Below are 25,374 nucleotides of genomic sequence, written 5' to 3'. Positions count from 1 at the left end.
GGCGATGAATTTAGCGGGCGTTCAGTGCGGTATATCGGGTTCGGATGGTCGATGCGGCGTCATCGTGCCGGGATCGGGCGGCAATGCCGTCAGAAGACGCGGCCCCTGATGCGCGCCCGCCATCCAGACCGCTTGCCAGTCGGCCTCGCCGGTGGGCTCGGCCAGCAACACGACGATGCTGTGCGCGGCCACCTCCAGGTCGCTTCCTACGAGCGGCCGTGTCACCGAATCGGGCTCCGCGCTATCGACGAGCACATTCCATTCCAAGTGCGGCGCAGGCGGCGTGAACACGAGCGCTTGCGACGACGCGTTGAACATGAGGAGCAGCACATCGATTTCACCGTCGGTGCCGGGGCCGGCGCGCCGCAGCGTGAGCGCGCGGCCCTCGGGGTCCTGCCATGCTTCGATCGCGAGCGCGTTGCCGCGTTCATCGAACCAGCTCACATCGTAGAGCCCCGGCAGCACTTCGCGGTCGCCGTAAAGGAAGCGCGTTTCGCGCAGCACCGGGTATTTCTTGCGCAGTGCAATAACTCTTGCGACGAACTCGGTCATCACGATGCCTTGCGGACTTTTCGCGGCGTTCCAGTCGAGCCAGGAAATCTCGTTGTCCTGGCAATAGGCGTTGTTGTTGCCTTGTTGCGTGCGGTTGAATTCGTCGCCGGCGAGCAGCATCGGCGTGCCGAGCGAGAGCAGCGTCGTCGCGACCATCGAGCGGGCGAGACGCGCGCGCAATTCGAGGATCGCGGGATCGTCGGTCGGGCCCTCCACGCCCCAGTTCGCGCTGCAATTCTCGTTGTGGCCGTCGTTGTTGCCTTCCTGATTCGCTTCGTTGTGCTTGTGCGAATAGGCGGTGACATCGGCAAGCGTGAAGCCGTCGTGTGACGCGACGAAGTTAACCGATGCCCACGGCTTCCTGAAGCGCCGGTTGAAAAGCTCGGCGGACCCCGTGAGACGCGCGGCGAGATCGGGCCGCATGCCGGAGTCGCCGCGCCAGAAGCGCCGCACGCCATCGCGATACTTGTCGTTCCATTCCGCGAAGCCCGGCGGATGATTGCCGACCTGATAGCCGTCCGGCCCGATGTCCCACGGCTCGGAGATGAGCTTGCGCGTGGAGAGCACGGGGTCCTGGCGGACTGCATCGAAGAAACCGGAGCCCGGATCGAAGCCGTGTCCTTCACGGCCGAGCGTCACGCCGAGATCGAAACGAAAGCCGTCGATATTGAACGCGGTGCACCAGTAGCGCAGCGAGTCCATCACCATTTGCAGCACGCGCGGATGCGACAGGTTGAGTGTATTTCCGCAGCCGGTCTCGTTGATGTAATGGCGCTCGTCGCCGGGAATCAGGCGGTAATAGCTCGCGTTGTCGAGACCGCGCCACGAGACCGTGGGCCCGAGCTCGTTGCCTTCGCAGGTGTGGTTGTAGACGACATCGAGAAACACTTCGATGCCTGCCGCGTGCAACTGGCGCACGGCGATGCGCATCTCGTTGAGCCGATGTGTCGACAGATAGGTCGGCTCCGGCGCGAAGAATGCCGCGGTGTTATAGCCCCAGTAATTCCGCAGACTGCGTTCGACGAGAAAGCGGTCGTTGAGAAACGCGTGCACCGGCAGAAATTCGACGGCGGTGATGCCGAGCTTTTGCAGATGCTCAATGAACCACGGCGACGAGAGTGCTGCGAACGAACCGCGTTCGTGCTGACGGATGTCGTCGCGCATCATCGATGTGCCGCGCACGTGTGTTTCGTAGACGATCGTTTCGCCCCAGGGCGTGTCGGGGCGCACGTCGCGGGACCAGTCGAAGGCGTCGTCGGTGACGATGCACTTGGGCATGGCGGGTGCGGAGTCGCGGCGGTCCATCGACATGTCGAGGCGATTCGAATGCACGCGATACCCGAAGAGCGCGTCGGACCATCGCCAGGGACCGACGAGCTTCTTTGCGTAGGGATCAAGAAGGAGCTTGTGCGGATTGAAGCGATGCCCGTGTTGCGGCTGATACGCGCCGTGCGCGCGAAAGCCGTAGACCGTGCCGGGGTGTGCTCCGGGCAGGTAGCCGTGCCAGATTTCGTCGGTGCATTCCGGCAGGTCGAAGCGCATGAGCTCTTTGCGGCCGGTGCTGTCGAAGAGACACACCTCGATGCGGTGTGCGTTCGATGAGAACACCGCGAAGTTGACGCCCAGACCGTCCCAGTTGGCTCCGAGCGGGTAGGGCGCGCCCGGGAGTAACTTATCGGGGAGTGCATTTGGCATGCGGCCTTTTCCTTTGGTTTTGCCTTGCGGGTTTTTTTGCTTTCGCTTTCGCCGGATCCCGTAATCGTGTCGGTTTATTAGCACTGCCCCTCCCCGGGGCGGGGGTAACTTTCTTTGCTGCTGCAAAGAAAGTCACCAAAGAAAGCAGCTTTTTCGACCCAGAGTGCCTCACACCGGCCGCGGCACAGACGATTGACCTAATGGCCCCAGAGTAGCGAGTGCCTTCGAAGGCCTAACCGGGCTTGGACCGCGCACGGTCTGCCACGTCGCGCCGCATAACACACTGGTTCAGCACCAAATAGCTTCGGCCCGCTTCGCGGCCGACGGGAAGGGCGGGTCTGCATGCGCTTCCTTCCTAACGTCTTCTTCTCACTGCAAGCGCCCGCCTACCGCTGGTTTCCCTTGCGAACCTTTCGGCAGCGCGTAGCGCTGTGCCGGCGCTATTTCGTGCTGAACCAGTGTTCTTGAATCTATGGCTTGTCAGACCGTGCGCGATCCAAGCCCGGTTCAACCATGGGGGCACTCGCTACTCTGGGTTCCATTCAGCCAATCGCCTGTGCCGCGGCCGGCATGAAGCACTTTGGATGGGAAAAGCTGCTTTCTTTGGTGACTTTCTTTGCAGCAGCAAAGAAAGTTACCCCCGCCCCGGGGAGGGGCAACGCCAATAAACCAACACCAATACGGGATCCGGCGCCAAAAAAGAACCCTAATCAGCACGCAAAACAATCGTAGCCAACGGCGGCAGCGTCAACGCAGCTGACTGCCCCCTCCCATGACTAGGATAGTCATCCGTATGAATAACGCCTCCATTCCCCATATTCGACCCGCCGTAAATCGAAGCATCGGAATTGAAAACCTCACACCAGCGCCCACGATGCGGCAACCCGATCCGATAAGCCAGCCGCGGCACCGGCGTCAAATTGCAGACCACAACGACCTCACGCCCTTCGGCATCCGTACGCCGATACGCATACACGCTGTTCGCGTTGTCATCGCCGACGATCCACTCGAACCCTCGCGCATCGCTATCGAGCTTATGCAACGCCGGCTCGCTCGCATACAGATGATTCAGATCGCGCACGAGCTTCTGCAAGCCGCCATGCAGTGAATCATCGAGCAAATGCCAGTGCGGCGATTCATCGTGATTGAACTCCGCGAACTGCCCGAACTCGCCGCCCATGAACAGAAGCTTCTTGCCCGGATGCGTCCACATGAAACCAAAATACGCGCGCAGATTGGCGAACTTCTGCCACCGGTCGCCCGGCATCTTGTTGATCAACGACCCTTTGCCATGCACGACTTCATCATGTGACAGAGGCAGCACGAAACGCTCGGAATACGCATACACCATCCCGAACGTATAGAGATGATGGTGATACTGCCGATAAACCGGATCCTCCTGCATGTAATGCAGCGTGTCGTGCATCCAGCCCATGTTCCACTTGAAGTCGAAGCCCAAGCCGCCGTTCTCGACAGGCGCCGTCACACCTGGCCACGCCGTCGATTCTTCGGCGACCGTGATCGCGCCGGGAATCTGCCGCACTTCATGATTCAGACGCTTGAGGAACGCAATCGATTCGAGATTCTCGCGCCCGCCATGGATGTTCGGCACCCACTCGCCCGCCTTGCGCGAATAGTCGCGATACAGCATCGACGCGACCGCATCGACACGCAGTCCATCGATGTGATAGCGCTTCAGCCACGCCAGCCCCGATGCGATCAGGAACGCGCTCACCTCGTTGCGGCCGAGGTTGTAGATCATCGTGTTCCAGTCCTGGTGATAGCCCTCGCGCGGGTCCGCATGCTCGTAAAGCGGCGTGCCGTCGAACTGCACGAGGCCGTGCGCGTCGTTCGGGAAGTGCGCCGGCACCCAGTCGATGATCACGCCCAGGCCCGCCTCGTGCGCGCGGTTCACGAACTCCGCGAACTGCTCCGGCGTGCCGAAGCGCGCGGACGGCGAGAATTGCCCGAGCGGCTGATATCCCCACGAACCACCGAACGGATGTTCGGCGATCGGCATGAATTCGAGGTGCGTGAAGCCCATGCCCTTCGCGTACGGAATCAGGCGCTCCGCAAGCTCGTGCCAGTTCATGCCGCGGTTTGCCTCTTCAGGCACGCGCAGCCACGATTCGGCATGCGCCTCGTAAATCGTGATCGGCGATTGCGGCGTCTGCTTGCCGCCGCGCGTCGTCATCCATTCGGCATCGGTCCAGGCGTAGTGATCGATCGCATCGGCATCCGCGACGACCGATGCCGTCGATGGCGGCTTTTCGCTCTGCATCGCGCAGGGATCGGCTTTCAGCGGCAGCGTGTGCCCGTCGCGCGTGACGATCTCGTACTTGTAGCGCGTGCCCGCGCCGATGCCCGGAATGAACAGCTCCCATACGCCCGCGCCGTGCCGCAGGCGCATCGGATGACGCCGGCCATCCCACGTGTTGAAGTCACCGACCACCGACACGCGCCGCGCGTTCGGCGCCCATACCGCGAAGCGCACGCCCGCGACGTCGCCATGCGTGACCGGCCGCGAACCCAGGCATTCGAGCACCGCATACGGGTCCGCCTGCGAAAGGCGCGCGAGCCATTCGTCGGTGAGAACGGGGCCGAACGAATACGTGTCGTGCGTTTCCTGCGGCGTGCCGTGCCAGTCGACCTGCAGCCGATACGCCGCCGGCCTTTCGACGAAGCCCGCATAGAGACCCGCGTCGTGGATGCGCGCGAGCGTGCCGAGGTGCTCGCCGTTGCCCGCCTCCGCGACGCTCACCGACGATGCGCCCGGCAGAAACACGCGCACGACATGGCCGAGATCGGTCTGATGCAGGCCGAGCATCGAGAACGGATCGGGATGCCGGGCCTCGACGAGTGCGTCGATGTCCAGCGGATTGAGACCGTGCGCCGGATTCCTGGTATCCGCCGGATCGCTACGATTGTTCATGGTGGGTTCCATCCGGTTTGTCCTTGGTTGCTCCGAACACGGGCCGCGTGCCGGGCGCGGGCGGCTCGCCCGTGTCGCCGAGCAAGCGGCTCGCGAGCGACGCGAGGCCCCGCAACGGAAGGCCGATCCAGGTCGGCCGGTTCGCTGCTTCGTAGCGGATTTCGTAAGCGGCCTTTTCGATCAGGAAGAGATCGAGCAACGGTTGAAACGCGTCTTCGGCCGCGATGGTTTCGGGCGACGCTGCGATCGCCGCCATGTACTCCCGCAAGAAGCTCTCCTCGGCGAACGCGCGCAGCCGTTCGAACAGCGCGCGCTTGCGGTCCGCCGCCTGCGCGGGCGCATTCTCCGTCGTCGATTGCGCGGCCGCGCTCGCATACGACAGCGAACGCAAGAGGCCCGCGACATCGCGCAACGGGCTCGTCTTCCTGCGGCGCTCGTCGAGCGCGCGCGCCGGCTCGCCTTCGAAGTCGATCAGATAGGCGTCGCCTTGCGCCATCAACACCTGGCCGAGATGGAAGTCGCCGTGGATGCGGATGCGCAGCGCATCGGCACTGGGCCCGACGAGCTGCTTCACCGCATCGATCAGCATGTCGCGCCGGTCGAGCAGGCTTTGCGCGAGGAAACGCTCGTGCTCGCCGAATTCGCCGATCTTCTGCGCGAGGATATCGAGCGCGGAGCCGAGCAGCGTCAGCGTGCCGTCGATCCAGCCCTTCACGTCTTCGGGCGATGCGCGCTGCGGCGAGAAGGCCTCGTCTTCCGTCGGCGATGCGAGCGCCACGTGCAATTCGCCCAGCCGCTTGCCGATGACGCCCGCGATGTTGCCGTAGCCCTGGAAGCCTTCGGCCTGGGCATCGCGTTCGTGCTGATGCTCGTCGGGTTCGACCGCGACCGCGAGTTCATCGACGGTGCGGCGCAGATAATCGAGCGCGTAGTTCCACGCATCGCCCTGATTGTCGATGTAGCCCTGCAGGATGATGAGCGTATGCGGCACGCCTGCCGGATCGACACGCACGACTTCGCCGAACAACGGGCCGGTGTTCGCATAGCCGAGCCGCGTCAGATAACGGCTCATCTCCGCTTCGGGATGAATGCCGCCGACGACGCGCCGCACGAGCTTCAGCACGATCTTGTCCGCGATCACGAGCGAGCTGTTGCTCTGCTCGGCCGCGAGCCAGCGGATCTCGGGCGGATCGGCGGGATAGAAGTTGAGCTCGTTCAGACGCTCGGTCGGAATGAAGCGAATCTCGCTCTTCTGCACGGTCGGCACGACGGCGCGTTCCTTCAGCTTGCGCAACACGCCGAAGGTGAATTGCGGCACCGAGAACGCATCGGTGAGATGCCCGATGTTGCGGTTGCGCCGCACGCGCGCCAACGCGAGCTGCATGTAGAGCGGCGAGGTCGTCTCCGTGCCCCACGCGATGGAAAGCGGCAGCACGTAGCGTTCGCAATGATCGCCGACATCGGCTTCGATTTCGGTGAACGCGAAGCCCGCGCCGTCGATGGTCGTCAACGCGGCGAGGCGCACCGCATGCAGCTTCTGATCCTTCGATGCGAACCAGCGGCGCTTGCTCAGGTAATTCGGCAGCACTTCCGATTCGAGCAGGCGCACGTTCTCGGGCGTCGGTCCGGTCTGACCCGCGCGGATCACCATCGTCACGAATTCGGGCAATTGCTCCGAAGGCGCCTGCGCCCACGCGGGCCGCATGTTGCCGGGGCAAAGCTGGAACCACAGGAAGCCGTAGGGCGGGAACGTCAGGAGATACGTGAGCTTGCCGATGGCCGGAAAGGGCGAATCGGCGGTCATTTCGAGCGGCACCGAGTTTTCAAATTCCGACAGATCGAGCTCCACCGCCTGCGGCGCACGCGAGAGATTCGCGACGCAGAGAATCGGCGGTTCGCCTTCGAGCTCGCGCACATACGCGAGGATCTTGCGATTTGCGGGCCGCAAAAAGCGGATCGTGCCGCGCCCGAACGCGTGGGCCGAGCGGCGCACGGCGAGCATCTTGCGCGTCCAGTTGAGCAGCGAATGCGGATCGCGGCTCTGCGATTCGACGTTCACCGCGTCATAGCCATAGAGCGAGCCCATCACGGGCGGCAACACGAGCTGTTCCGGATCGGCGCGCGAGAAACCGCCATTGCGGTCCGACGACCATTGCATCGGCGTACGCACGCCATCGCGATCGCCCAAGTGGATGTTATCGCCCATGCCGAGTTCGTCGCCGTAGTAGATGACAGGCGTGCCCGGCATCGACAGCAGCAGCGAATTGATCAGTTCGATGCGGCGGCGGTCGCGCTCCATCAGCGGCGCGAGGCGCCGGCGAATGCCCAGGTTCAGGCGCGCGCGGCGATCGCTCGCATAGGTGTTCCACAGGTAATCGCGCTCGGAATCCGTGACCATTTCGAGCGTGAGTTCATCGTGATTGCGCAGGAAGATCGCCCATTGATTCGTTTCGGCGAGATCGGGCGTCTGCCGCATGATGTCGGTGATCGGGAAGCGGTCCTCGCTCGCAATCGACATATAGATGCGCGGCATCAGCGGGAAGTGGAACGCCATGTGGCATTCGTCTTCGTCGCCGAAATATTCCTTCACGTCTTCCGGCCACTGATTCGCTTCCGCGAGCAGCATGCGGTTCGGATACTCCGCGTCGATGGTCGCGCGGATCTTCTTCAGAATGTCGTGCGTCTCGGGCAGATTCTCGTTGTTCGTGCCTTCGCGTTCGACGAGATACGGCACCGCATCCAGCCGCAGCCCGTCGATGCCCATGTCGAGCCAGAAGCGCATCACCGAAAGCACTTCCTTCAGGACGGCGGGATTGTCGAAGTTCAGATCCGGCTGGTGCGAATAGAAGCGATGCCAGTAGTATTGACCCGCGACCGGATCGTGCGTCCAGTTCGAAGGCTCCGTATCGATGAAGATGATTCGCGTCTCTTCGTACTTCTTGTCCGTATCGGACCACACGTAATAGTTGCGATGCGCCGAGCCCGGCTTCGCATTCCGCGCACGCTGAAACCACGGATGCTGGTCCGACGTGTGATTGATGACGAGCTCGGTGATCACGCGTATGCCGCGCGCGTGCGCTTCCTGAATGAAGCGTTTCACGTCCGCGATCGTGCCGTAGTCCGGATGCACGTTGCGGTAATCGGCGATGTCATAGCCGTCGTCGCGGCGCGGCGACGGATAGAACGGCAGCAGCCAGATCGCATCGACGCCCAGTTCCGCGATGTAGTCGAGCTTCGCGAGCAGGCCGGGAAAATCGCCGATGCCGTCGTTGTTCGCATCGAAGAAAGACTTGATGTGAACCTGATAGATGATCGCGTCCTTGTACCAGAGCCGATCGTCGCTGAGAATCGACGCCTTCTTGTTGCGCTTCACCCTTGTATCCACGGTTTCGCTCCAATGTTCCTGGTGTGCTTTATTTAGTATGCCGACGAATCACGCCTCGTTCTCGGGATGCGGCTTCGGCAAGCCCCATGTCGGTGAAATGCGCCAGATCGCGAACGGCAGCGAATGCGGATCGAGCCGTACGTGCTGACGCCGTCCGCGCCATTCGAAGCGTTCGCCCGTCACCTGATCCTCGACCGCGACGGCGTCCCATTCATGCACGCCCCAGCGCTCGAGGGTCTGCCACGGCAAGTCGATATCCGCGCCTTGCTCGTTGAACGGATCGAGATTGATCGCGACCAGCACGACGTTGTCGCGCGAGGCGTTCGCCTTCTCGAAGAACAGGATGTGATCGTTATGCGCGGGCAGGAAGTTCACGCCGAGATGCGTCTGCAATGCGGGATTGGCGCGTCGAATGCGATTCAACGCCGTGATCTCCGTCACGATGTTGCCGGGCCGGTTCCAGTCCCACGCCTTCAGCTCGTACTTCTCGGAGTCCAGATACTCTTCGCTGTTCGGCAGCGCGGCCGACTCGCAGAGCTCGAAGCCGCTATACACGCCCCATAGCCCCGACAACGTCGCCGCCAAGGCCGCGCGAATCACGAAGCCCGGACGCCCCGAGCTTTGCAGAAAGCGCGGATTGATGTCCGGCGTGTTCACGAAGAAGTTCGGGCGGAAGAATTCCTTCGCGTCGGTCTGCGTGAGATCGTGCATGTACTCTTGAAAATCGCGCTTGCTTTCGCGCCACGTGAAGTACGTGTATGACTGCGAAAAGCCGAGCTTCGCGAGACGATTCATCACGCGAGGCCGCGTGAATGCTTCGGAGAGAAAGATCACGTCGGGATGGCGCGCGCGCACGTCGCCGATCGCCCATTCCCAGAACGGGAACGGCTTCGTATGCGGATTGTCGACGCGGAAGATGCGCACGCCCGCCGCGATCCAGTGCAGGAACACGTCGCGCAATGCGACCCATAAATCCGGCTTCGCGTCCTGTGCGTAGAAGTCCGGATTCACGATGTCCTGATACTTCTTCGGCGGATTTTCCGCGTAACGCAGCGTGCCGTCGGGACGCCATGCGAACCACGTCGGATGCTCCTTCAGCCACGGATGATCCGGCGAGCATTGCACTGCGAAGTCGAGCGCGATTTCGAGGCCATGCTCGTGCGCGGCGTCGAGCATGCGCCTGAAGTCATCGAAATTGCCGAGCTCCGGATGCAGCGCATCGTGGCCGCCCTCCTTGCCGCCGATCGCATACGGGCTGCCGACATCGCCCGGCTGCGCGGTCAGCGTGTTGTTCTTGCCCTTGCGGTTCGCGACGCCGATCGGATGGATCGGCGGGAAGTACAGCACGTCGAAGCCCATCTCGCGGATGCGCGGCATCTTGCCGATCACATCGATGAACGTGCCGTGACGATTCACGTCGTCGCTCATGGAGCGCGGGAAGATCTCGTACCAGCTCGCGAAGCGCGCGGCGGCGCGTTCCGAATCGATGCGATACACGACCGGATCGCGCGACAGGAACGGGCGATGCCGTGCCGCCGCGACGGCCTTCGCGGTCGCGGGCGCGAGCACGAGTTCGAGCTTGCGCGCGTCCTCGGCTTTCGTGAATTCCTTGACGATCTTTTCGAGCGGCTTGCTGTCGGCATCGGCGTCGTCGGCGGTTTTCACTTCGGCGAGGATCAGCGCGAACAGATGCTTCGCTTCCTCGACTTCGAGCTCGACCGTCTGGTTCGCCTTCAGCTTCTTCTGCATGTGATCGACGAGCGACGCGTAGTCGTCGCGCCACGCCATCACGACGAACTCGTGACGGCCCACGCGTTCGAGCGGGATGCGCGTGCTCCACAGATCGAGGCCGGCGGGCTGCACGGCGCGCATCGGCGCTTCGTGCCACCCGGTTTCGTCGGCGGCGCGCCATTGGACCGAAGCCGCGATCTTGTCGTGGCCTTCGGCGAAGATCGCCGCCTGAATCTCGACGGCCTCGCCGACGATGCGCTTCGCCGGAAAGCGTCCGTGATCGACCGAAGGCGTCACGCTTTCGATCGACACGCGCGGCGCCGTGATCGCATCGGCGACGGCTTTCTTGTCGGCGGCCTTCGCGCCGCGCTTCACTTGCGGTTGCGCGAGCAGGATGTACGGCTCGGCTTCCGCGCGGAAAAGCCGCACCTCGCCCGCCTTCAGCGTGAATGGCGCGAGCCGTTCGGCCTTGCCCATCGCATCGTCGATGAGCGCAAAACGCGTGTAGTTGCCCGGCACCGATTCGAGCAGATGCAGCGTATCGACATGCACCGGCGCGACGAGATCGGGATTGACGATCGCAAGCACCGCGTTTTCGCTGTGACGCAGATCGCCGCCGTCCGCGCGGATGAGCGCCGCGTAGGGCGTGCCCGCGCCCGTCAGCGCGCGCAGTTCGCCGACGCTCGCGAGCGTGCCGATATTGCGCTGCAGGTCGTTCGCGCGCCGGATGCGCGCCGTGAGATCGATGCGCTTCTCGTTCTTCGCGCGCTCGTATTCGGCGGCGACGCCGTATTGCGGCGACATCGGCAGGCCGACGCCGTATTCGAAACCCATCGGCACCAGGAGGCCGGTGCCGAGCGCGGCGGCGGTGTCGAGCGCGCGCGTGTAGGCGCGTTCGACGAGCGCGGTGTCGCTCGTGTCCGACAGATCGCTGATGAGCCGCGCGCCGAACGGATCTTCCGGGAACGCGATCGGCGAGGCGATGCGCTTGAGTGCCGCATGCTCGTCGAAGAGCCATGCGCTCCTGAAGTCCCACCAGCGTGTCGATGTGAACACGGCGTCGAACGCGGCATCGGCGAGACCATGCAGATCATGCCGCGTGACGCCGACGGTCCATGCGAGCCAGCGTGTCTCGGGATGCCTCTCGCGCACCGCCGCGCCGAGCCTGCGCCACACGTGCGCGGGCACCGCGTGCGGCGCATCGAAGCGAAAGCCGCCGACGCCCGCATCGGCGAGCACGCTCAGCTCACGCGCCCACCATTCGGTCAGATGATGCGCGGCCTCGCCATCGGCGAAATTCGCCCACGCGACGTCGCGCTGACGCGGCGGCTTGCGCGGATCGAGCCGCGCGTCCGCGCTCTCGAAAGGCTGGAACCAGTGCTTGTTGTCCTGATAGAGGCCGCCTTCGGCGCTCACGCGGTCGATGACGATATCGACGAGCAGCGTGAGCTTGTGCTTCTTCGCCGCGTCGGCGAGCTTGCGCAGGCCATCGGATGCGTTGCCGCCGGAGTCGAAGACGGGATGCAGCCGGTGATGATCCGCGACGGCTTCGCGATGCCCGTTGCTGCCGGGCACGAACGGCGAGCCGATCAGGACGTGATCGAAGCCGAGGCCGGCCGCATGCTCGAACTGGGCGGGCCAGTTCGCGAGCGGTCCGACGAGCAGAGGGTCGATGAAGTAGATACGTGGCGCATACGCATGATGAGCTTGATGGTTTTCCATCGTTCGTCTTTTCCAGAGTCGTCCTGCGGTGGCGGGGATGCGGGCAGCGATCGCGATCACGCTCACGGGCCAAACTGGCTGAAGAGCCGGTTCGCACGTGAGGGAGCACGCGCGGACTTCAGGCGGAACTCAGATTACACCCGGGCGCCGTTCGAATCATCGGCGCCTGCCTGGCCGCATTTCGCGATGCACCGTGCATCGAGCGCTGCTTCGCGCTCCGGTGGGCGCCGCGGTCCCCAAGTGAATTTCCCTCGGGCGCCGCACGGGGCGAGGCAGCACGTTACGTGCCGCGCCCGGCGAGTGCCCGGCTCTCTCGTCTTCATCAAGGCAATACTATGGAGCAACTGAGGCGGTCATGCTCAGGCAGTGCGCACAAGCGTGTGCGCATCCCGGCCGCGCGCGGGCAGCGGCATGGGTGCCTGCATGACGTCGGGCACGCGGCGCACGCGCAGAGCGGTGCGGCTCGGACGCGCGTCGGTGAGGCCGACGTACAGTGCGACCATCTTCGTCACCGCTTCGTTCCATCCGAAGTCGCATGACATCGCGTTGCGCTGCAGCGCGCGCCAGACTTGCGGACGCATGTACGCATCGATCGCACGGCTCGCGGCGTCGACGATATCGTCGATCCGTTCGCCGTCGAAGAGAAAGCCGGTGGGCACGCTCGCGTCGTGCCGCACGGGCCTCGACAGGATCGGCATGTCGTGCGTGCCGTCGCGCAGCATCATCGACGGACGCAATACGTCATGGACGACACGATCCGCATCTTGCGCCGCGTCGACGATGGTATCGGCGAGGCCGCCCACGCGCGACGCGACCGGTAGCGTGCCGTAGCGCATCGCGTACATCTGCGTGAGGCCGCACGGCTCGAAGCGGCTCGCGTGCAGAAGAATGTCCGCGCCGGCGTGCAGGGCATGCGCGCGGCGCTCGTCATAGCCGATATGCACGCCCACGCGATCGGGCCACGCCTGCGCGAGCTTCCTGAAGCCTGCCTCGATATACCCTTCGCCCTTGCCGATCACCGCCAGTTGCAGGCGCGGATGTTTTTGCAGCAGACGCGGCAGCGCATCGAGCACGACATCGGCGAGCTTCTGCCCGGTCATGCGGCTGCCGATCGCCATGAGCGGCGCGAACGGATCGACGGGCAGGCCGAATCGTCGTTGCAGCGCGCGCTTGCAGGCGTGCTTGCCGCGCATGTCGTCGAACGAATAGTTGCGTTCGATGAGCGGATCGGCGGCGGGATTCCACGTCGATTCATCGATGCCGTTGACGACGCCCGACAGCTTGTCGGCGCAACTTTGCAGCACGCCTTCCATCAGATGGCCGAAGCGCGGCGTGAGGATTTCGCGCGCATAGGTTTCGGAGACGGTCGTGATGCGATCGGCGTGTACGATGCCCGCTTTCATCAGACTCAACGCGCCATAGAATTCGATGCTCTTCGGATCGCTGAACGCATGCACGAGCCACTTCTCGGGCACGCCGAGCGACGCACCAAGCGAGAGCGCGTAGTTGCCCTGGAATGCGAGATTGTGGATCGTGAAGACGCTCTTCGCGTGCACGCCGGCATGCTTCATCAGGAGCGGCGTGAGGCCCGTATGCCAGTCGTGCGCATGAACGATGTCCGGCTTCTTCACGCCGCGCACGCCTTGCGCGATCCTGACGGCGGCGGCCGAAAGCGTCGCGAAGCGGATCGCGTTGTCCGTATAGTCGCGGCCTTGCGCGTCCTGATACAGACCGGTGCGCGCAAAGAGCGCGTCGCAGCGCAGCAGCAGCACGGGCGTGCCGGTGCCGGGCATGCGGCCGCGTAACAGCGTCGCATCGCCGCCGGGCAGGCCGTTGAGCGTGCCGACCTTACTCAGCCCTTCCGCCTGGGCGACTGCATTCGGATACGCGGGAAGCAGAATCGTTGCATCGACGCCGGCTTCGCGCAGCGCGACGGCGTAGGCGCTGACCATATCGCCGAGTCCGCCGGTCTTGGCGAGCGGGAAGGCTTCGGAGGCGACCAGCAAAACGTTCAAAGGCAAAATGAGGCTCCTGTGGAGGCGGGAACGCGCGGGCGGAAAACCGCGCATGCGAGCGCTGATCGGGATTTCGTCTGAATGGGCTGGCGCATTGCAGCAATCGACGTGCCACTGGCCGCAAAATGTGTGCGCAGCAGCACATTCACTTCCTCGCACGGCGTGAAAGGGACGGCGTGCGAACACGAAATGGCACGGACGTGCCGCGTGTAAAACTGACAGCGGCGCGCGCCGCGTTTTTACACGGCGTAAATCATGAGCTTATGGAGCGCGCGTGACAGCGTCGTTTCAGCCGCCGAGCATGCTCGCGGCAATGTTGATGGAGAGGCCGAGCACGGCGAGATTGAAGAAGAACGACATCACCGCTTGCGCGAGCGCGGTGCGGCGCGCGGACGTCGAACCGAGCGCGATATCGGCGGTCTGCGACGCGACCGCGATCGTGAAGGAGAAATAGAGGAAGTCCCAGTAATCGGGCTTCAGATGTTTGTCGGGAAAGCGGAGCGCGGGAGCGCTGTCCGGCGACTGATAGTAGTGCCGCGCGTAGTGCAGCGTGAACATCGTCGGGATCAGGAACCAGGCGCCGAGCATCGTCGCGGCGGTCAGCAGATAGTTCGGCAAGGCTCTCGTACCCAGACTCTTCGCCGCCGAGAGTTCGACGACGATCGCGACGATGCTCGCGATCGCCGCGACGCTCACGACCATCAGCACGGTCGCTGCGTTTTCGTCCTCGCGCTCGGCGAGCGCCTGCACGTCGCTCTGGCGCGCGGTCGCCATCTTGAGCCAGATCAGCGCGAGATAGAGCCACACCGCCGCATCCCAGCCGATCAGCGCGCGCGCCGTCGGCCGCACGTGCGCAGGAACCAAGGCAGCGACGACGCAACCAATCAGCAGGCCGATCAGGGCGCGCGGCCGGCTGCGCAGGACGGGCGGGAGGAAATGCTTCATTTCGTTCTTGTCCGCATGAGAGGCTCTCGCTCGATGCTCGCGATTATTGCTGTTCAGCCTTTCAGCAAGCTGAGGAGCGCGCATGTCGACGCTCATGCCGCCATTCGGCGGCGCGGCTGTATGCGATCGTGCAAAAAATGCGTGTCTCCACGCGCGCGATCAGCAGCTTTTACTCACGAGGCGATTGTGCGGGTAACGCATCTGTAACGAGTGTTTGTACGGCTCTCCGACCGCGTGCAAAAGCGATTTAGCCCGCACACTCTGTCATTGAGCCGCGCTATCATCGACGGATGGACGATCCTACCTTTCCTATCGTATGCAGGCATCCCGCCAATGACATCGGCCGCGACTTCGTGGTCGGCGATCTGCATGGTTGCGTCGATGCGCTGCGCTATCTGCTGCACGAAATCGGCTTCGATGCGGAGCGGGATCGTCTGTTCTCCGTCGGCGATCTCGTCGATCGCGGCGCGGATTCGCTCGCGGCGGTCGATCTCATCGACAAGCCGTGGTTCTATCCCGTGCTCGGCAATCACGAGGATGCGCTGATGTCGGTCGCGTCCGGCGCGATGCGGCGGCAGTCGTGGTACGCGATCGGCGGCATCTGGGCCGATATGCTCACCGACGACGAGCTCGCCGCGCTCGCCGTGCGGCTCGAGAAGCTGCCGCTCGTGCGCATCGTCGGCGAGGGCGCGCGGCGCTTCAACGTGCTGCACGCGGAGTTCTTCGGCAGCGACGCCGATCTCGACGCCGCCGAATTCTCGGAGGACGCGCGCAGTCAGATCCTGTGGGGCCGCGGTCTCGCGCTCGGCCACGCGGACCCGTCGCGGCAGATCGGCTTGTCGACCACCTATTGCGGCCATACGCCGATGAAGACCGTGAGGCAGATCGGCTCGCAGGTTTTCATCGATACGGCTGCGTTCGCGCCGGAAGGGCGGCTCACGATCGTCCAGGCCGGCACCGACGAGCGCTGGTCCGTCAAGGAGCGCTGGGCCGCATCGGAAGGCGCGGCGACACTCACGCTGCCCTGATCCGACGCCGTGCCCGCGCGTGCCGAAACATCCGGCACGCACGTTGCTCGATGCTTTGCCATCGGATCGAAAGCAGATCGGGCGAGGCGCACCGTGGCGAGAACAGAAAAGGACAGCGAGACAGGCGGCGGGGCCGGCGACAATGTCGCAGGCGGCGCGCAAGGTTGCCCCGAAGACTTGCCGCCGGGCTTGCGCTACATGGACGATTCGCGGCGCGGCTACACGCGCGAGTGGATCGACGGCGCGTTCGCGTACTTCAACACGCAGGGCAAGCGGATCGACGACGAAGCCGAGATTCGCCGCATCAACGCGCTCGCGATTCCGCCCGCCTACACGGCGGTGTGGATTTGCCCCGACCCGCGCGGCCATCTGCAGGCGACCGGACGCGATGCGCGCGGGCGCAAGCAGTATCGCTATCACCCGAAATGGCGCGAAACGCGCGACGCCGACAAGTACGAGCGCATGCTCGCGTTTTCCGCGGTGCTGCCGAAGCTGCGTGCCCGCGTCGCACGCGATCTGTCGCTCGACGGCATGCCGCGCGACAAGGTGCTCGCCACCGTCGTGCGTCTTCTCGACACGACGTTGATCCGCGTCGGCAGCGAAGAGTACGCGCGCGAAAACCGCTCGTACGGGCTGACAACGCTCCGGAAACGTCATCTGAAGGTATCGGCGGGAACGCTGAGGTTCCGATTCCGCGGCAAGAGCGGCATCGAGCACGATGTCGCCGTGAGCGACGCACGGGTCGCGCGCATCGTCAAACGCTGCATGGATCTGCCGGGCCAGGATCTGTTCCAGTATCTCGATGCGGACGGCGAGCGGCATGCCGTGAGTTCGTCCGACATCAACGATTATCTGCGCGAGATCACCGGCGCGGATTTCACGGCGAAGGACTATCGGACGTGGGCGGGCAGCGTGTTCGCGCTCGCGGCGCTCAGGAAGCTCGAATGGGAGACGGTGACGGAAGCGCGCAAGCACATCGTCTGCACGATCAAGGACGTCGCGCAACTGCTGCGCAACACGCCGGCGGTGTGCCGCAAATGCTATGTGCATCCTGCCGTGATCGAGGCGTTCGAGGCGGGTGAACTCGCGCAAGCGCTGCCCGCGTCGCGCCGCAACGGCCTCAAGACCGACGAAGCCGCGCTGGCGATCTTCCTCGAAAAGGATGCGAAGCGGCGCACACGCGAGGCGGCGCGCAAGAACCGCAAGAGCGCCGCGGCGAGCGACGCGCGCCTCACCAGGCTGCTCACGGAATCGAGCCGCAAAGCGCGCGCGGGCGCCTTGAAGGGAAGCGGCAAGAGCGCGGCGGCTCAGGCACTGGATCACGTCGCGAAGAAGCCGGCGGGAAAGGCCGCGCGCCCGGCGTCGAAGAAGCTCGCGCGCACGCGCACGGAAACGGCGGTCGCGATCGGCTGAACGGCGGTTGAAATCAGCGATTGAAACGTTTGCCTGCTCAGCCGACCTGATTCAGCTCGAACACATAATCGATCGCCTCGCCGTTCCAGTTGTACTCGAGATACGCGGCGTGACGGCAATCGCGCAGCATCGTCGTGCGCAGTGCGGCGAGACAGTCGCCTTGCGGATCGCGCACCGACGGGTACACGATGCCCGGCGCGCCCGCTGCGCGCACCGCGCGTCCGAGCGCCTTGCCCGGGCCGTAGTCGTCCGGCGCGAAAATGCGCGGATCGAGTCCCGCCTGCGCGATCGCATCGCCACGTAAATCCACCACCTCGCCGTGCGCCATCACCGTATAGAGACGCATCTGCTGACGCAGCGGCGCTTCGTTCGTCGCGGCGAGAAAGAGGCCGGCGTGATAGCGCGTTTCCGCAATGGCCGTCTGACGCTCGCGGCCGCAATAGAACACGCCGTAGCTGCCGTCGGAGAAACGGCTGCCGTTCGGGTTCAGATGCGTGAACGCGGCCATGATCGGCCCGCAGCCCGGCCCGAAGCAACGTTCGTCGGGCGGCACGAGATCCAGTTCGCCGACTTCGGTGCGCAGGCGGTCGTTGGTCATCGCTTCGAGCGCGTAGAGCGCTTCGAAATCCTGCGGCGCCGCCACGCGGTCGAAGAGATTGACGGCCGGAAAACGCGTGGGAATCACGCGATAGGCGGGCGACCAGTCGAGCAGACCGTGCGGCCACTGTTCGCGCCAGTTCGATGTGTCCTTGCTGAATGCCATCCCCATCACGCCCAGCCGCCTCGCATTGCGTCGAGATACTGGCGCACGGCGACGAGGTCGCTGATGTTACCCGCCAGCAGCCGATCGAGCGCCGGACGTCCGCCGAAGGGCGGCGCCGAGTTGGGGCGGCGGACCCAGGTGTCGGCGGCTTTGGGATCGGGCAGAAGGATTTGCAGCGCCTTGTAGATGCCGAGAATCAGCGAGAGGCGCTCCAGGGTGTCACGCGTGAGCCGCGCGGAGGCGGGTTCCTGCTTCCACTTGAAGTACGTGGACCGGCCCGGCGAACCGAGCAGCGTGATCTGGTCTTCGGTGGAAAGGTCCCAATCCTGGGTGATACGGAAGAACGCGCGCAGGCCGGCGGCGGACAGATCGCTCGAATCCAGCGCCGGCTGCGGCACCGGATGGCCGGCCGATGCGTGCGCGGCGCGTGCGGCGTTAGACATGTCGTTAAGTCTCCAAAGGAACTTGTTCCGTATATTAGTCCACATTTGGATTAAAGCAAGCATGTCATGCGCGTTCGTGCTCGCAGCGCCGGATCAATCGTCGTCGTCGGAGGGACCGTAGCGGCGGCCCGGCACGTGGGAACGCAACGCGTCGGCGATCTGGGACGCGGTGCAATCGGCGGGGAGGACGCGGCGCTGCACGCGCGCATCGTTCTTCATTACCCATTCGACCATTCGATAGGGCGGTCCCCACGGTGGCTCGACCGGCAGGGAAAGACGGCACTCGCGCAGGGTGAGCGCATACTGCTTTCGCAGCGTCGGTGCGAGATTGGCAGGGCGTCGACGCGCGGTGGTGTTGGCGGACATGGCGCATTCCTCACGTTGGGGCTCGGCCGTCCGGTGCGGACGGCGGCAAAGGAGCCGGATCGCAAGGCGAGTGTGTCCCCGGAGAATTAAACGCGACTTAACTGTCGGGGGCGGCGCGAAAGGCGCGGCGAAATGTCGCCGCACATGGCGTAAGACGAAGCCCGCGCATCGGGTCAAGACGCGCTTCGGCATTTTCACCACGCCGCCCGACGTCTGTTTGCCGCGGCGGCGGCTTACTGTATATTCGTACAGCTTGTCTGCAACAGGAGCTTGCCGATGAACCCACGCAACGAACCGCTCGCACGCGCGCCCGAAGCTGCCGCACTCGAACGTTTCATGCGCGCGACGCGCGCGGTCAACGCCGCGTTCGACGCCACGCGAGGCGAGCACGGCCTGGAGCAGGACGGGCAGTCCGTCGCGCGTTCGCTCGAGCGCCTCGACGCCGCGTTGCGCGAACTGGAAACATCCGAGCAGTCGCTCGACGCCATCCTCTCGCGCAAAGCGGGCCACTAACCGTTGGAGCGAATCTCTTGAAGCGCGTTTTCCTGATCGTCGTTCTTCTGATCGGCTCGTCGTCGCTTTTTGCGGCCGAGCGTTATTCGGAAGTCTGGAATCCTCCCGAAGCACAGGCCGTCAAGGGCAAGAGCAAGCCGCACGCGTCCACGCAGACTGCGGCCAAGAAAAAGCGCAAGAGCGCGACGGCGGTGAAACAGGTCGCCGACAAGGCCGCCATGGAACAACCGCCGGCCTCGGCGCGTCCGAAGGCGTCGTCGCGCAAACAGACGGAGCCCGTCATTCCGCGTAAGATCGAGCCGAACGGGCAGGTGATGCGGGTCTGAATCCGCGCGAAGCAGCAACAACGAAAAAGGGGCGCTCAACGGGAGCGCCCCTTTTTCTTTTACGGCCGAACGCAGCCGCACAGTGTCACAACCGACCCATCAGCAGCAGCACGATCACCACGACCAGCACGATGCCGACGATCCCGCTCGGCCCATAGCCCCAGCTGCGGCTGTGAGGCCACGAAGGAATAGCGCCGATCAAGAGCAGGATCAGGATGATCAGCAGAATGGTTCCGATCGTCATTCGACTTCTCCTTATTCAAATGATCGCGTGAACGATCGGCGCCCGGCGCGGCCTCCCAACTGCCATCGGCAGTCATACGCCGGGGGACGGCGGTTCATGGCCGCCGGCACGATCAGTCGTGCAATCGACGGCATGAATGAAGCAATGGCTGTGCCATTGAGCCAGAAAGTCCGCGGGGCAAGGCGCGCGACGTCATCGCGACGTAAGTGCGCGAGGGGTCGATTGTCGAAAAGGAGAGGCGAAACGAGGCGGCTTGAGCAAAACTTGCACGGCGCGGATTGGATTTCTCCGCGCCGTGTCGCGACGGCAGAACGCGGCTCAGAAAATTCCGCGGAACACCCAGAACAGCAGACCCGCGAGCACGATCGACACCGGCAGCGTCAGAATCCAGGCGAGCGCCAGGCTGCGCACCGTGCGCCATTGCAGGCCGGAGCCATTCGCGGCCATCGTCCCCGCAACGCCCGATGACAGCACATGCGTCGTCGAGACCGGCAGGCCGTAGGCATCGGCGGCGCCGATGGTCAGCATCGCGACGAGCTCCGCCGATGCGCCTTGTCCATACGTCAGATGCGTCTTGCCGATGCGCTCGCCGACCGTCACGACGATGCGCTTCCAGCCGACCATCGTGCCCAGGCCCAGTGCGACCGCGACGGCCACTTTCACCCACGTCGGGATGAACTTGGTCGCGTGATCGAGCTGCTTCTTGTAGTTGTTGATGACGGCGTCATCGTCCGAGGAAAACGCGGGCGCCTTCTGCTTCTCCATGATGCGCAGCGCTTCCGACGCGATGTACATCTCGTTGCGCACGTTCTTCACGGTGCCCTGCGGCACGGCGGAAATCGTGTCGTGCGGGCGAATTTCTGTATCGATCGAATCGACCAGGCTCTTCAGCGACGCAACCGTGTCCGGCGCGAGCGTCTTCGTCTGCACGTACTTCTCGACCTGCGCGCGCGCATCGGGCGCGGGCTGCGCGCCATTGCTGTAGCGCTGGAGCGCCTCGGAGGCGCTGTGGCTGACCGCGAGGAAAGTCTGCGTCTCGCCCGGCGTCACGGCCTTGTTGAGCGCGTAGGCGGTCGGCACCGTGCCGATCAGGATCAGCATGATGAGGCCCATGCCTTTTTGGCCGTCGTTGGAGCCGTGCGCGAACGACACGCCCGTGCACGTGAGGATCAGCAGGCAGCGGATCCAGAACGGCGGCGGCGTGTTCTTCTCGGGCTCCTTGTAGAGCGCCGGCACGCGCACGACGAGCTTCAGCACGTACAGCAAAAAGGCCGCGGCGATAAAGCCGACGAGCGGCGAGAACAGCAGCGACTTGCCGACCGACGTCGCCTGGCTCCAGTCGACGCCCGACGTGCCGTTGGTCCCGTGCAGCATCTGGTTCATGAGGCCGACGCCGATCACCGAGCCGATCAGCGTATGGGAGCTCGAAGAGGGCAGGCCGAGCGCCCAGGTGCCCAGGTTCCAGATGATCGCCGCGATCAGGAGCGCGAAGACCATCGCGAAGCCCTGCGAACTCCCGACACCGATGATCAGTTCCACGGGCAGCAGTTGCAGGATGCCGAACGCGACCGCGCCGCTCGAGATCAGCACGCCGATGAAATTCCATGCGCCCGACCAGACGACCGCGAGATTTGGCGTCAAAGAGTGCGTGTAAATTACCGTTGCGACGGCGTTGGCCGTGTCATGGAATCCGTTGACGAATTCGAAGCCGAGCGCGATCAGGAGCGCGATGCCGAGCAGGACGTACGGAAACACCGACGACTCGCGCACCGGCGCGAGGTCATCGAGCAAATGCATGACGCAGTAGATGGCGCCTGCCGCGATGACGAGCAGAAACACCAGCAGCGCATAGCGCTGCCCGGGCGAGCGGCCTTGCGATTGGGGAAAGACAACTTGGTTCATGTCGCGTCCTTGGGGCTGTTCCAGCGCGGGCGTATTGGAAGTTGAAAAAGCAGACGAGAAGCGTTTCGCAAACACAAATGGCCATGTTTCCCGCCGCGTGTGTCGATTTCATGAATCGGCTGAGAGAAGCTTTTCGTATGAATTGACGGGCGGCGCGAGACCGCGCGAGGAGACTTCATGACGGTGTGGATCGAAGTGGCGCTGCAGTCGCATCGTTCGGATGACGGATCGATCGGCGCGCTCGCAGGGCTCGTGCAGCGCGTCGCCGTGTTCGCGGACGTGACGCCCGTCAGCACGCGCTTCGGCACGCGGGACATCGCGCTGAAGACGCCCGGATCGCGGCTGTCGGTCGAGACGCTCGAAGGCGCGCGCACGCTGTGCGCCGTGCAGGAGGAAAGCCCGTCGATGCCCGCTTTCACGCGCTATCGGACCTTCGCGCGGCCTGCGGGTGACGATGTGGCGGCGTCGCTGATCGAGTTCTCGCAGGCCGACGACGCGTTGTGCGTACCGCTTGCGAAGGCGCATCGGAATATCGGGCCGAATCCCGAGCCCGAGCCCGAGCGCGAGATCGAACGCATCGAATGGCGCATCGACGCGGGCGGCGCGGACATACTCGTGACGCTCGAAACATCGGCGGAGGCGTTGCCGACGCTGCGGCTCGCGGCGCCATCGGTGAACGGCGCGCTCGACGCCGTGTTCAGTCTCGCCCGCGAAGTGGTGGACGCTGCCCCGTTCTTCATCGCGCCGGCCGAAGCGCATGAAGCGCAGACGGAGGCCGTGCGTGCCGCGAGACTCGATTTGCCGCGCACAGCGACGCGCCGCGAGGCGTTTGTCGCGATCGCGGCATCGGTGGCCGGGCAGTGGTTCGGCAACGCGGCTGCTTCCGGCGCGGCGCTGGGCGACGAGCACGTGCATCAGTTGCGCGTCGCGCAGCGGCGGCTGAAGACACTGCTGAAGCTCTTTCGCGGCTACGTCGACGATGACTGGAACACGCGCATCGCGCCCGATCTGAAGTGGCTCGGCGACCTCCTCGCCGATGCGCGCGACTGGGATGTCTTCACCGACAAGACCCTGCCCGCCTACGCCGCATCCGACGACAGCGCCGGGCGCTGGCAGAACCTCATCGCCGCCGCGGACGCGAAACGCAGCGACGCGCGAGAACGGGTGCGTGACGCGCTCGCGTCGAAGCGCTACGCTCGACTCACGCTCGCGTTCGTCGAATGGCTCGCGCGTTTCGCGTCGCTGGAAGACGCGTCGCCGACGCGCTTCGTGACTTATGCCGAGAAGCGCATCCGCAAGGATTACCAGCGCATCGCGCGCGTGCCCGATCTCGCCACGCTTGACCCGCACGAGCGGCATCGCGTGCGCATCCACGCGAAAAGGCTGCGGTATGCGCTCGAATTCTTCCGTTCGGTGACGTCGCGGCGCACGCGCGAGGAGACGGCGAGACTGCTCGGCGAACTGCAAGGCGTGCTCGGCGAAGCAAACGATGCGGCCGTCGCCGCCGACAGGCTCGCGTCCATGCCCGAGGCCAGCGATTATCAGCGCGGCTTCGCGCGGGCATGGGGCGCGGCTTCGGCGCCACGGGACGCTCAGGAAGGCGAACGGCTGCTTCGGGCGATGCACCGTCCGCGCATCGAGTCATCGATATAATGTGACACATTGTTTCAGCAAGTCCCCACAAGGTAATACATGACCAAAAAAGCACCGCGAAAGGTGCGCGATACGCTGGAACTCGGCGGCTCCGTGTGGCTGAAGAGCGGCACGGAGACCCTCGGCGGCGCGGCACGCATCGCGCTTCTGGCCGCGATTCGCGATTCGGGCTCGATTACCGCGGCGGCGAAGGCCGTCGGCATGAGTTACAAGGCCGCGTGGGACGCGGTCGATACGATGAACAACCTCGCCGGCCAGACGCTCGTCATGAGCGCGACGGGCGGCCGCGGCGGTGGCGGCACGACGCTCACGCCCGCCGCGCTGCGTCTCATCGACACGTATTGCGCGGTGGAACGCGAGCATCGGAAGTTTTTGGAACGGGCGGGCGCGGCCATCGAAGGCTTCGCCCATGACTGGCAATTGATCGGGAGACTAGGAATGAAAACAAGCGCACGCAATCAGCTCGCCGGCAAGGTGACGAAAATCACGCGCGGTGCGGTCAACGATGAAATCGAACTCGGCTTGCCGGGCGGTCAGGCGATCGTCGCGGTCGTCACGCACGAAAGCACGCAGGCGCTCGGCCTGAAGGAAGGCAGCGATGCCTTCGCGCTCATCAAGGCATCGTGGGTCATGCTGATGGAAGACACGAACGCGAAGCTTTCGGCGCGCAATCAGTTGCGCGGCACGGTCGCCAGCGTGACGAAGGGCGCGGTGAATGCCGAAGTGACGCTGACGCTCGACGGCGGCACGACCGTTACTGCGATCATCACTAATCAGAGCGCCGACACGCTCGGCCTCGCGCAGGGTCAGAAGGCCGTGGCGGTGATCAAGGCATCGAGCGTGATCATCGGCGTGAACGACTAATCTACTGACGCATGCAACGCGAGCGGCTGCCGAGTCAGGCGGCCGCTCGCAGGGCCGGTAGAAGTTCGGTGCGGCGATCCGGCGCGCGATAGCTCTTCGCCTTCCAGCTCGCCCGCACGTACGGGCGTTCGTGGCCCGACAGCCCGAGCGCGATTTCAGTGATCCAGTGCTGCGTCGGCACTGGCACGCCATGCAAGGCCACGACGACCGCGGCGAGACTCGCGGCGACGGGCGCCGGCGAGAGCTTGCCCGACTCGGCACGCCACGCGATGCACACGAACGCGAGCGCCACCACCGCGCCGAGCGCGCAGCCCGCGATCACTTCCGACACCGAGTGCGCATCGAGCACGACGCGCGACGCGCCCACCCACACGCCCAGCAACAGGCCGATCGCGACGCCACCGGCGCGTATCGCGCCGCGCGCGGGCAGGAGCGCGACGAAGATCGCAACCGGAAGCACCGCCGTGGACATCAGCGCATGTCCGCTGATGCCGGTGAAATCCAGATGACGCACGCCGATTCCCCAGCCGATGAACGCGATCTTGCTCAACGCGACGAGGCCGCTTGCCGCGCCGAGCAGCGCGAGCCACGCGCCGGCGTACTTCCAGCGGTAGCCTACCGCAAGCCATGCAGCGACGATGAGCGCCACGGGTCCCATGACGCCGACGCTGCCGAGGGCGGTAACGGAAATCCAGGCGGATACGGGCAAATCCACATTCATGGTTGTTCTTGGGAATAAGGGTTGCTGCGGCGCGGCAGTCACCGGGGCAAAAGAGGGGTTGTCTGAAGCACTCAAGACATGTCGCCGCGAATTCTTCGCAGTATAACGCGTGGGAACATACTGAATTATGCGACATTGCCTAAACAATTTTGATCGTTACA

Annotated in this window: 18 protein-coding genes; 6 read left to right on the top strand and 12 right to left on the bottom strand. The window is 64.4% G+C overall.

Going from position 1 to position 25,374, the window contains the following annotated elements; all coding sequences use genetic code 11:
- Nucleotides 1–21: 21 nt before the first annotated feature.
- From glgX to AWB74_RS02755, 6 genes are all read right to left on the bottom strand, one after another.
- On the bottom strand, nt 22–2,247 hold the full coding sequence (glgX, locus tag AWB74_RS02780; protein WP_061145180.1) for a glycogen debranching protein GlgX: 2,226 nt from the start codon (nt 2,245–2,247) through the stop codon (nt 22–24).
- 706 nt (nt 2,248–2,953) lie between these two features.
- Nucleotides 2,954–5,179 (bottom strand): 1,4-alpha-glucan branching protein GlgB, encoded by a 2,226-nt coding sequence (gene glgB / locus AWB74_RS02775; RefSeq protein WP_061145179.1) that lies wholly within the window; start codon nt 5,177–5,179, stop codon nt 2,954–2,956.
- Nucleotides 5,166–8,552 (bottom strand): maltose alpha-D-glucosyltransferase, encoded by a 3,387-nt coding sequence (gene treS / locus AWB74_RS02770; protein ID WP_087038761.1) that lies wholly within the window; start codon nt 8,550–8,552, stop codon nt 5,166–5,168. Before treS ends, glgB begins: the two co-directional genes overlap by 14 nt.
- A 60-nt stretch (nt 8,553–8,612) precedes the next feature.
- Nucleotides 8,613–12,017 (bottom strand): maltotransferase domain-containing protein, encoded by a 3,405-nt coding sequence (locus tag AWB74_RS02765; protein WP_087038807.1) that lies wholly within the window; start codon nt 12,015–12,017, stop codon nt 8,613–8,615.
- Nucleotides 12,018–12,376: 359 nt separating this feature from the next.
- On the bottom strand, nt 12,377–14,038 hold the full coding sequence (glgA, locus tag AWB74_RS02760; RefSeq protein ID WP_087038805.1) for a glycogen synthase GlgA: 1,662 nt from the start codon (nt 14,036–14,038) through the stop codon (nt 12,377–12,379).
- A 282-nt stretch (nt 14,039–14,320) separates the two neighbouring features.
- Nucleotides 14,321–14,977, bottom strand: a complete 657-nt coding sequence (locus AWB74_RS02755) for a DUF1345 domain-containing protein (protein ID WP_061145176.1) — start codon at nt 14,975–14,977, stop codon at nt 14,321–14,323.
- A gap of 290 nt (nt 14,978–15,267) precedes the next feature.
- On the opposite strand from AWB74_RS02755, the gene AWB74_RS02750 reads away from it, so the two are divergent.
- Complete coding sequence (locus AWB74_RS02750; protein ID WP_061145175.1) at nt 15,268–16,005, top strand: metallophosphoesterase; 738 nt, start codon at nt 15,268–15,270, stop codon at nt 16,003–16,005.
- A 93-nt stretch (nt 16,006–16,098) separates the two neighbouring features.
- Nucleotides 16,099–17,418: a DNA topoisomerase IB gene (locus AWB74_RS02745; RefSeq protein WP_087038758.1), complete on the top strand. Its 1,320-nt coding sequence runs from the start codon at nt 16,099–16,101 to the stop codon at nt 17,416–17,418.
- Between the two features lie 37 nt (nt 17,419–17,455).
- Here the strand turns inward: AWB74_RS02745 and AWB74_RS02740 are convergent, their stop codons facing one another.
- The 3 genes from AWB74_RS02740 to AWB74_RS02730 all read right to left on the bottom strand — a co-directional run bounded on the left by AWB74_RS02740 (nt 17,456) and on the right by AWB74_RS02730 (nt 18,990).
- Entirely contained in the window at nt 17,456–18,181 is a 726-nt protein-coding gene (locus AWB74_RS02740) for an RES family NAD+ phosphorylase (protein ID WP_061145174.1), read from the bottom strand.
- 5 nt (nt 18,182–18,186) lie between these two features.
- Nucleotides 18,187–18,624, bottom strand: coding sequence for an MbcA/ParS/Xre antitoxin family protein (locus AWB74_RS02735; protein ID WP_061145173.1), 438 nt, complete (start codon nt 18,622–18,624; stop codon nt 18,187–18,189).
- A gap of 93 nt (nt 18,625–18,717) precedes the next feature.
- Nucleotides 18,718–18,990, bottom strand: coding sequence for a DUF2866 domain-containing protein (locus AWB74_RS02730; protein ID WP_087038756.1), 273 nt, complete (start codon nt 18,988–18,990; stop codon nt 18,718–18,720).
- A 276-nt stretch (nt 18,991–19,266) separates the two neighbouring features.
- On the opposite strand from AWB74_RS02730, the gene AWB74_RS02725 reads away from it, so the two are divergent.
- Together AWB74_RS02725 and AWB74_RS02720 are read left to right on the top strand one after the other, a co-directional pair.
- Nucleotides 19,267–19,503 (top strand): hypothetical protein, encoded by a 237-nt coding sequence (locus AWB74_RS02725; RefSeq protein WP_061145172.1) that lies wholly within the window; start codon nt 19,267–19,269, stop codon nt 19,501–19,503.
- Between the two features lie 17 nt (nt 19,504–19,520).
- Nucleotides 19,521–19,829 carry a hypothetical protein gene (locus tag AWB74_RS02720; protein WP_061145171.1) on the top strand — a complete coding sequence of 103 codons (309 nt, stop codon included), beginning with the start codon at nt 19,521–19,523 and terminating at the stop codon, nt 19,827–19,829.
- Between the two features lie 85 nt (nt 19,830–19,914).
- Here AWB74_RS02720 and AWB74_RS02715 read toward each other — a convergent pair whose 3' ends face one another.
- Together AWB74_RS02715 and AWB74_RS02710 are read right to left on the bottom strand one after the other, a co-directional pair.
- A complete protein-coding gene (locus tag AWB74_RS02715; RefSeq protein WP_041731911.1) occupies nt 19,915–20,073 on the bottom strand; it encodes a DUF3309 family protein in 159 nt (52 codons plus the stop codon).
- 318 nt (nt 20,074–20,391) lie between these two features.
- Complete coding sequence (locus tag AWB74_RS02710; protein WP_061145302.1) at nt 20,392–21,975, bottom strand: inorganic phosphate transporter; 1,584 nt, start codon at nt 21,973–21,975, stop codon at nt 20,392–20,394.
- Nucleotides 21,976–22,152: 177 nt separating this feature from the next.
- Between AWB74_RS02710 and AWB74_RS02705 the strand changes: the two genes are divergently transcribed.
- Together AWB74_RS02705 and AWB74_RS02700 are read left to right on the top strand one after the other, a co-directional pair.
- Nucleotides 22,153–23,628, top strand: a complete 1,476-nt coding sequence (locus AWB74_RS02705) for a CHAD domain-containing protein (protein ID WP_061145170.1) — start codon at nt 22,153–22,155, stop codon at nt 23,626–23,628.
- Between the two features lie 39 nt (nt 23,629–23,667).
- Entirely contained in the window at nt 23,668–24,492 is an 825-nt protein-coding gene (locus tag AWB74_RS02700; RefSeq protein ID WP_061145169.1) for a TOBE domain-containing protein, read from the top strand.
- 34 nt (nt 24,493–24,526) lie between these two features.
- On the opposite strand, the gene AWB74_RS02695 is transcribed toward AWB74_RS02700, so the two are convergent.
- On the bottom strand, nt 24,527–25,213 hold the full coding sequence (locus tag AWB74_RS02695) for a phosphatase PAP2 family protein (RefSeq protein ID WP_061145168.1): 687 nt from the start codon (nt 25,211–25,213) through the stop codon (nt 24,527–24,529).
- Nucleotides 25,214–25,374: the final 161 nt, after the last annotated feature.

The sequence above is a fragment of the Caballeronia arvi genome (assembly GCF_001544695.2).
In the GTDB taxonomy this organism is placed as follows: domain Bacteria; phylum Pseudomonadota; class Gammaproteobacteria; order Burkholderiales; family Burkholderiaceae; genus Caballeronia; species Caballeronia arvi.
The sequence above is the reverse complement of the archived record's forward strand: the minus strand, read 5'-3'. Positions and strand labels throughout refer to the sequence as shown.

Excerpts from the sequence above, each read along its gene's own strand:
- glgX (WP_061145180.1), bottom strand. The coding sequence starts at position 2,247 with ATGCCAAATGCACTCCCCGATAAGTTACTCCCGGGCGCGCCCTACCCG.
- glgB (WP_061145179.1), bottom strand. The coding sequence starts at position 5,179 with ATGAACAATCGTAGCGATCCGGCGGATACCAGGAATCCGGCGCACGGT.
- AWB74_RS02765 (WP_087038807.1), bottom strand. The coding sequence starts at position 12,017 with ATGGAAAACCATCAAGCTCATCATGCGTATGCGCCACGTATCTACTTC.
- AWB74_RS02755 (WP_061145176.1), bottom strand. The coding sequence starts at position 14,977 with ATGAAGCATTTCCTCCCGCCCGTCCTGCGCAGCCGGCCGCGCGCCCTG.
- AWB74_RS02750 (WP_061145175.1), top strand. The coding sequence starts at position 15,268 with ATGGACGATCCTACCTTTCCTATCGTATGCAGGCATCCCGCCAATGAC.
- AWB74_RS02740 (WP_061145174.1), bottom strand. The coding sequence starts at position 18,181 with ATGGCATTCAGCAAGGACACATCGAACTGGCGCGAACAGTGGCCGCAC.
- AWB74_RS02735 (WP_061145173.1), bottom strand. The coding sequence starts at position 18,624 with ATGTCTAACGCCGCACGCGCCGCGCACGCATCGGCCGGCCATCCGGTG.
- AWB74_RS02730 (WP_087038756.1), bottom strand. The coding sequence starts at position 18,990 with ATGTCCGCCAACACCACCGCGCGTCGACGCCCTGCCAATCTCGCACCG.
- AWB74_RS02725 (WP_061145172.1), top strand. The coding sequence starts at position 19,267 with ATGAACCCACGCAACGAACCGCTCGCACGCGCGCCCGAAGCTGCCGCA.
- AWB74_RS02715 (WP_041731911.1), bottom strand. The coding sequence starts at position 20,073 with ATGACGATCGGAACCATTCTGCTGATCATCCTGATCCTGCTCTTGATC.
- AWB74_RS02710 (WP_061145302.1), bottom strand. The coding sequence starts at position 21,975 with ATGAACCAAGTTGTCTTTCCCCAATCGCAAGGCCGCTCGCCCGGGCAG.
- AWB74_RS02705 (WP_061145170.1), top strand. The coding sequence starts at position 22,153 with ATGACGGTGTGGATCGAAGTGGCGCTGCAGTCGCATCGTTCGGATGAC.
- AWB74_RS02700 (WP_061145169.1), top strand. The coding sequence starts at position 23,668 with ATGACCAAAAAAGCACCGCGAAAGGTGCGCGATACGCTGGAACTCGGC.
- AWB74_RS02695 (WP_061145168.1), bottom strand. The coding sequence starts at position 25,213 with ATGAATGTGGATTTGCCCGTATCCGCCTGGATTTCCGTTACCGCCCTC.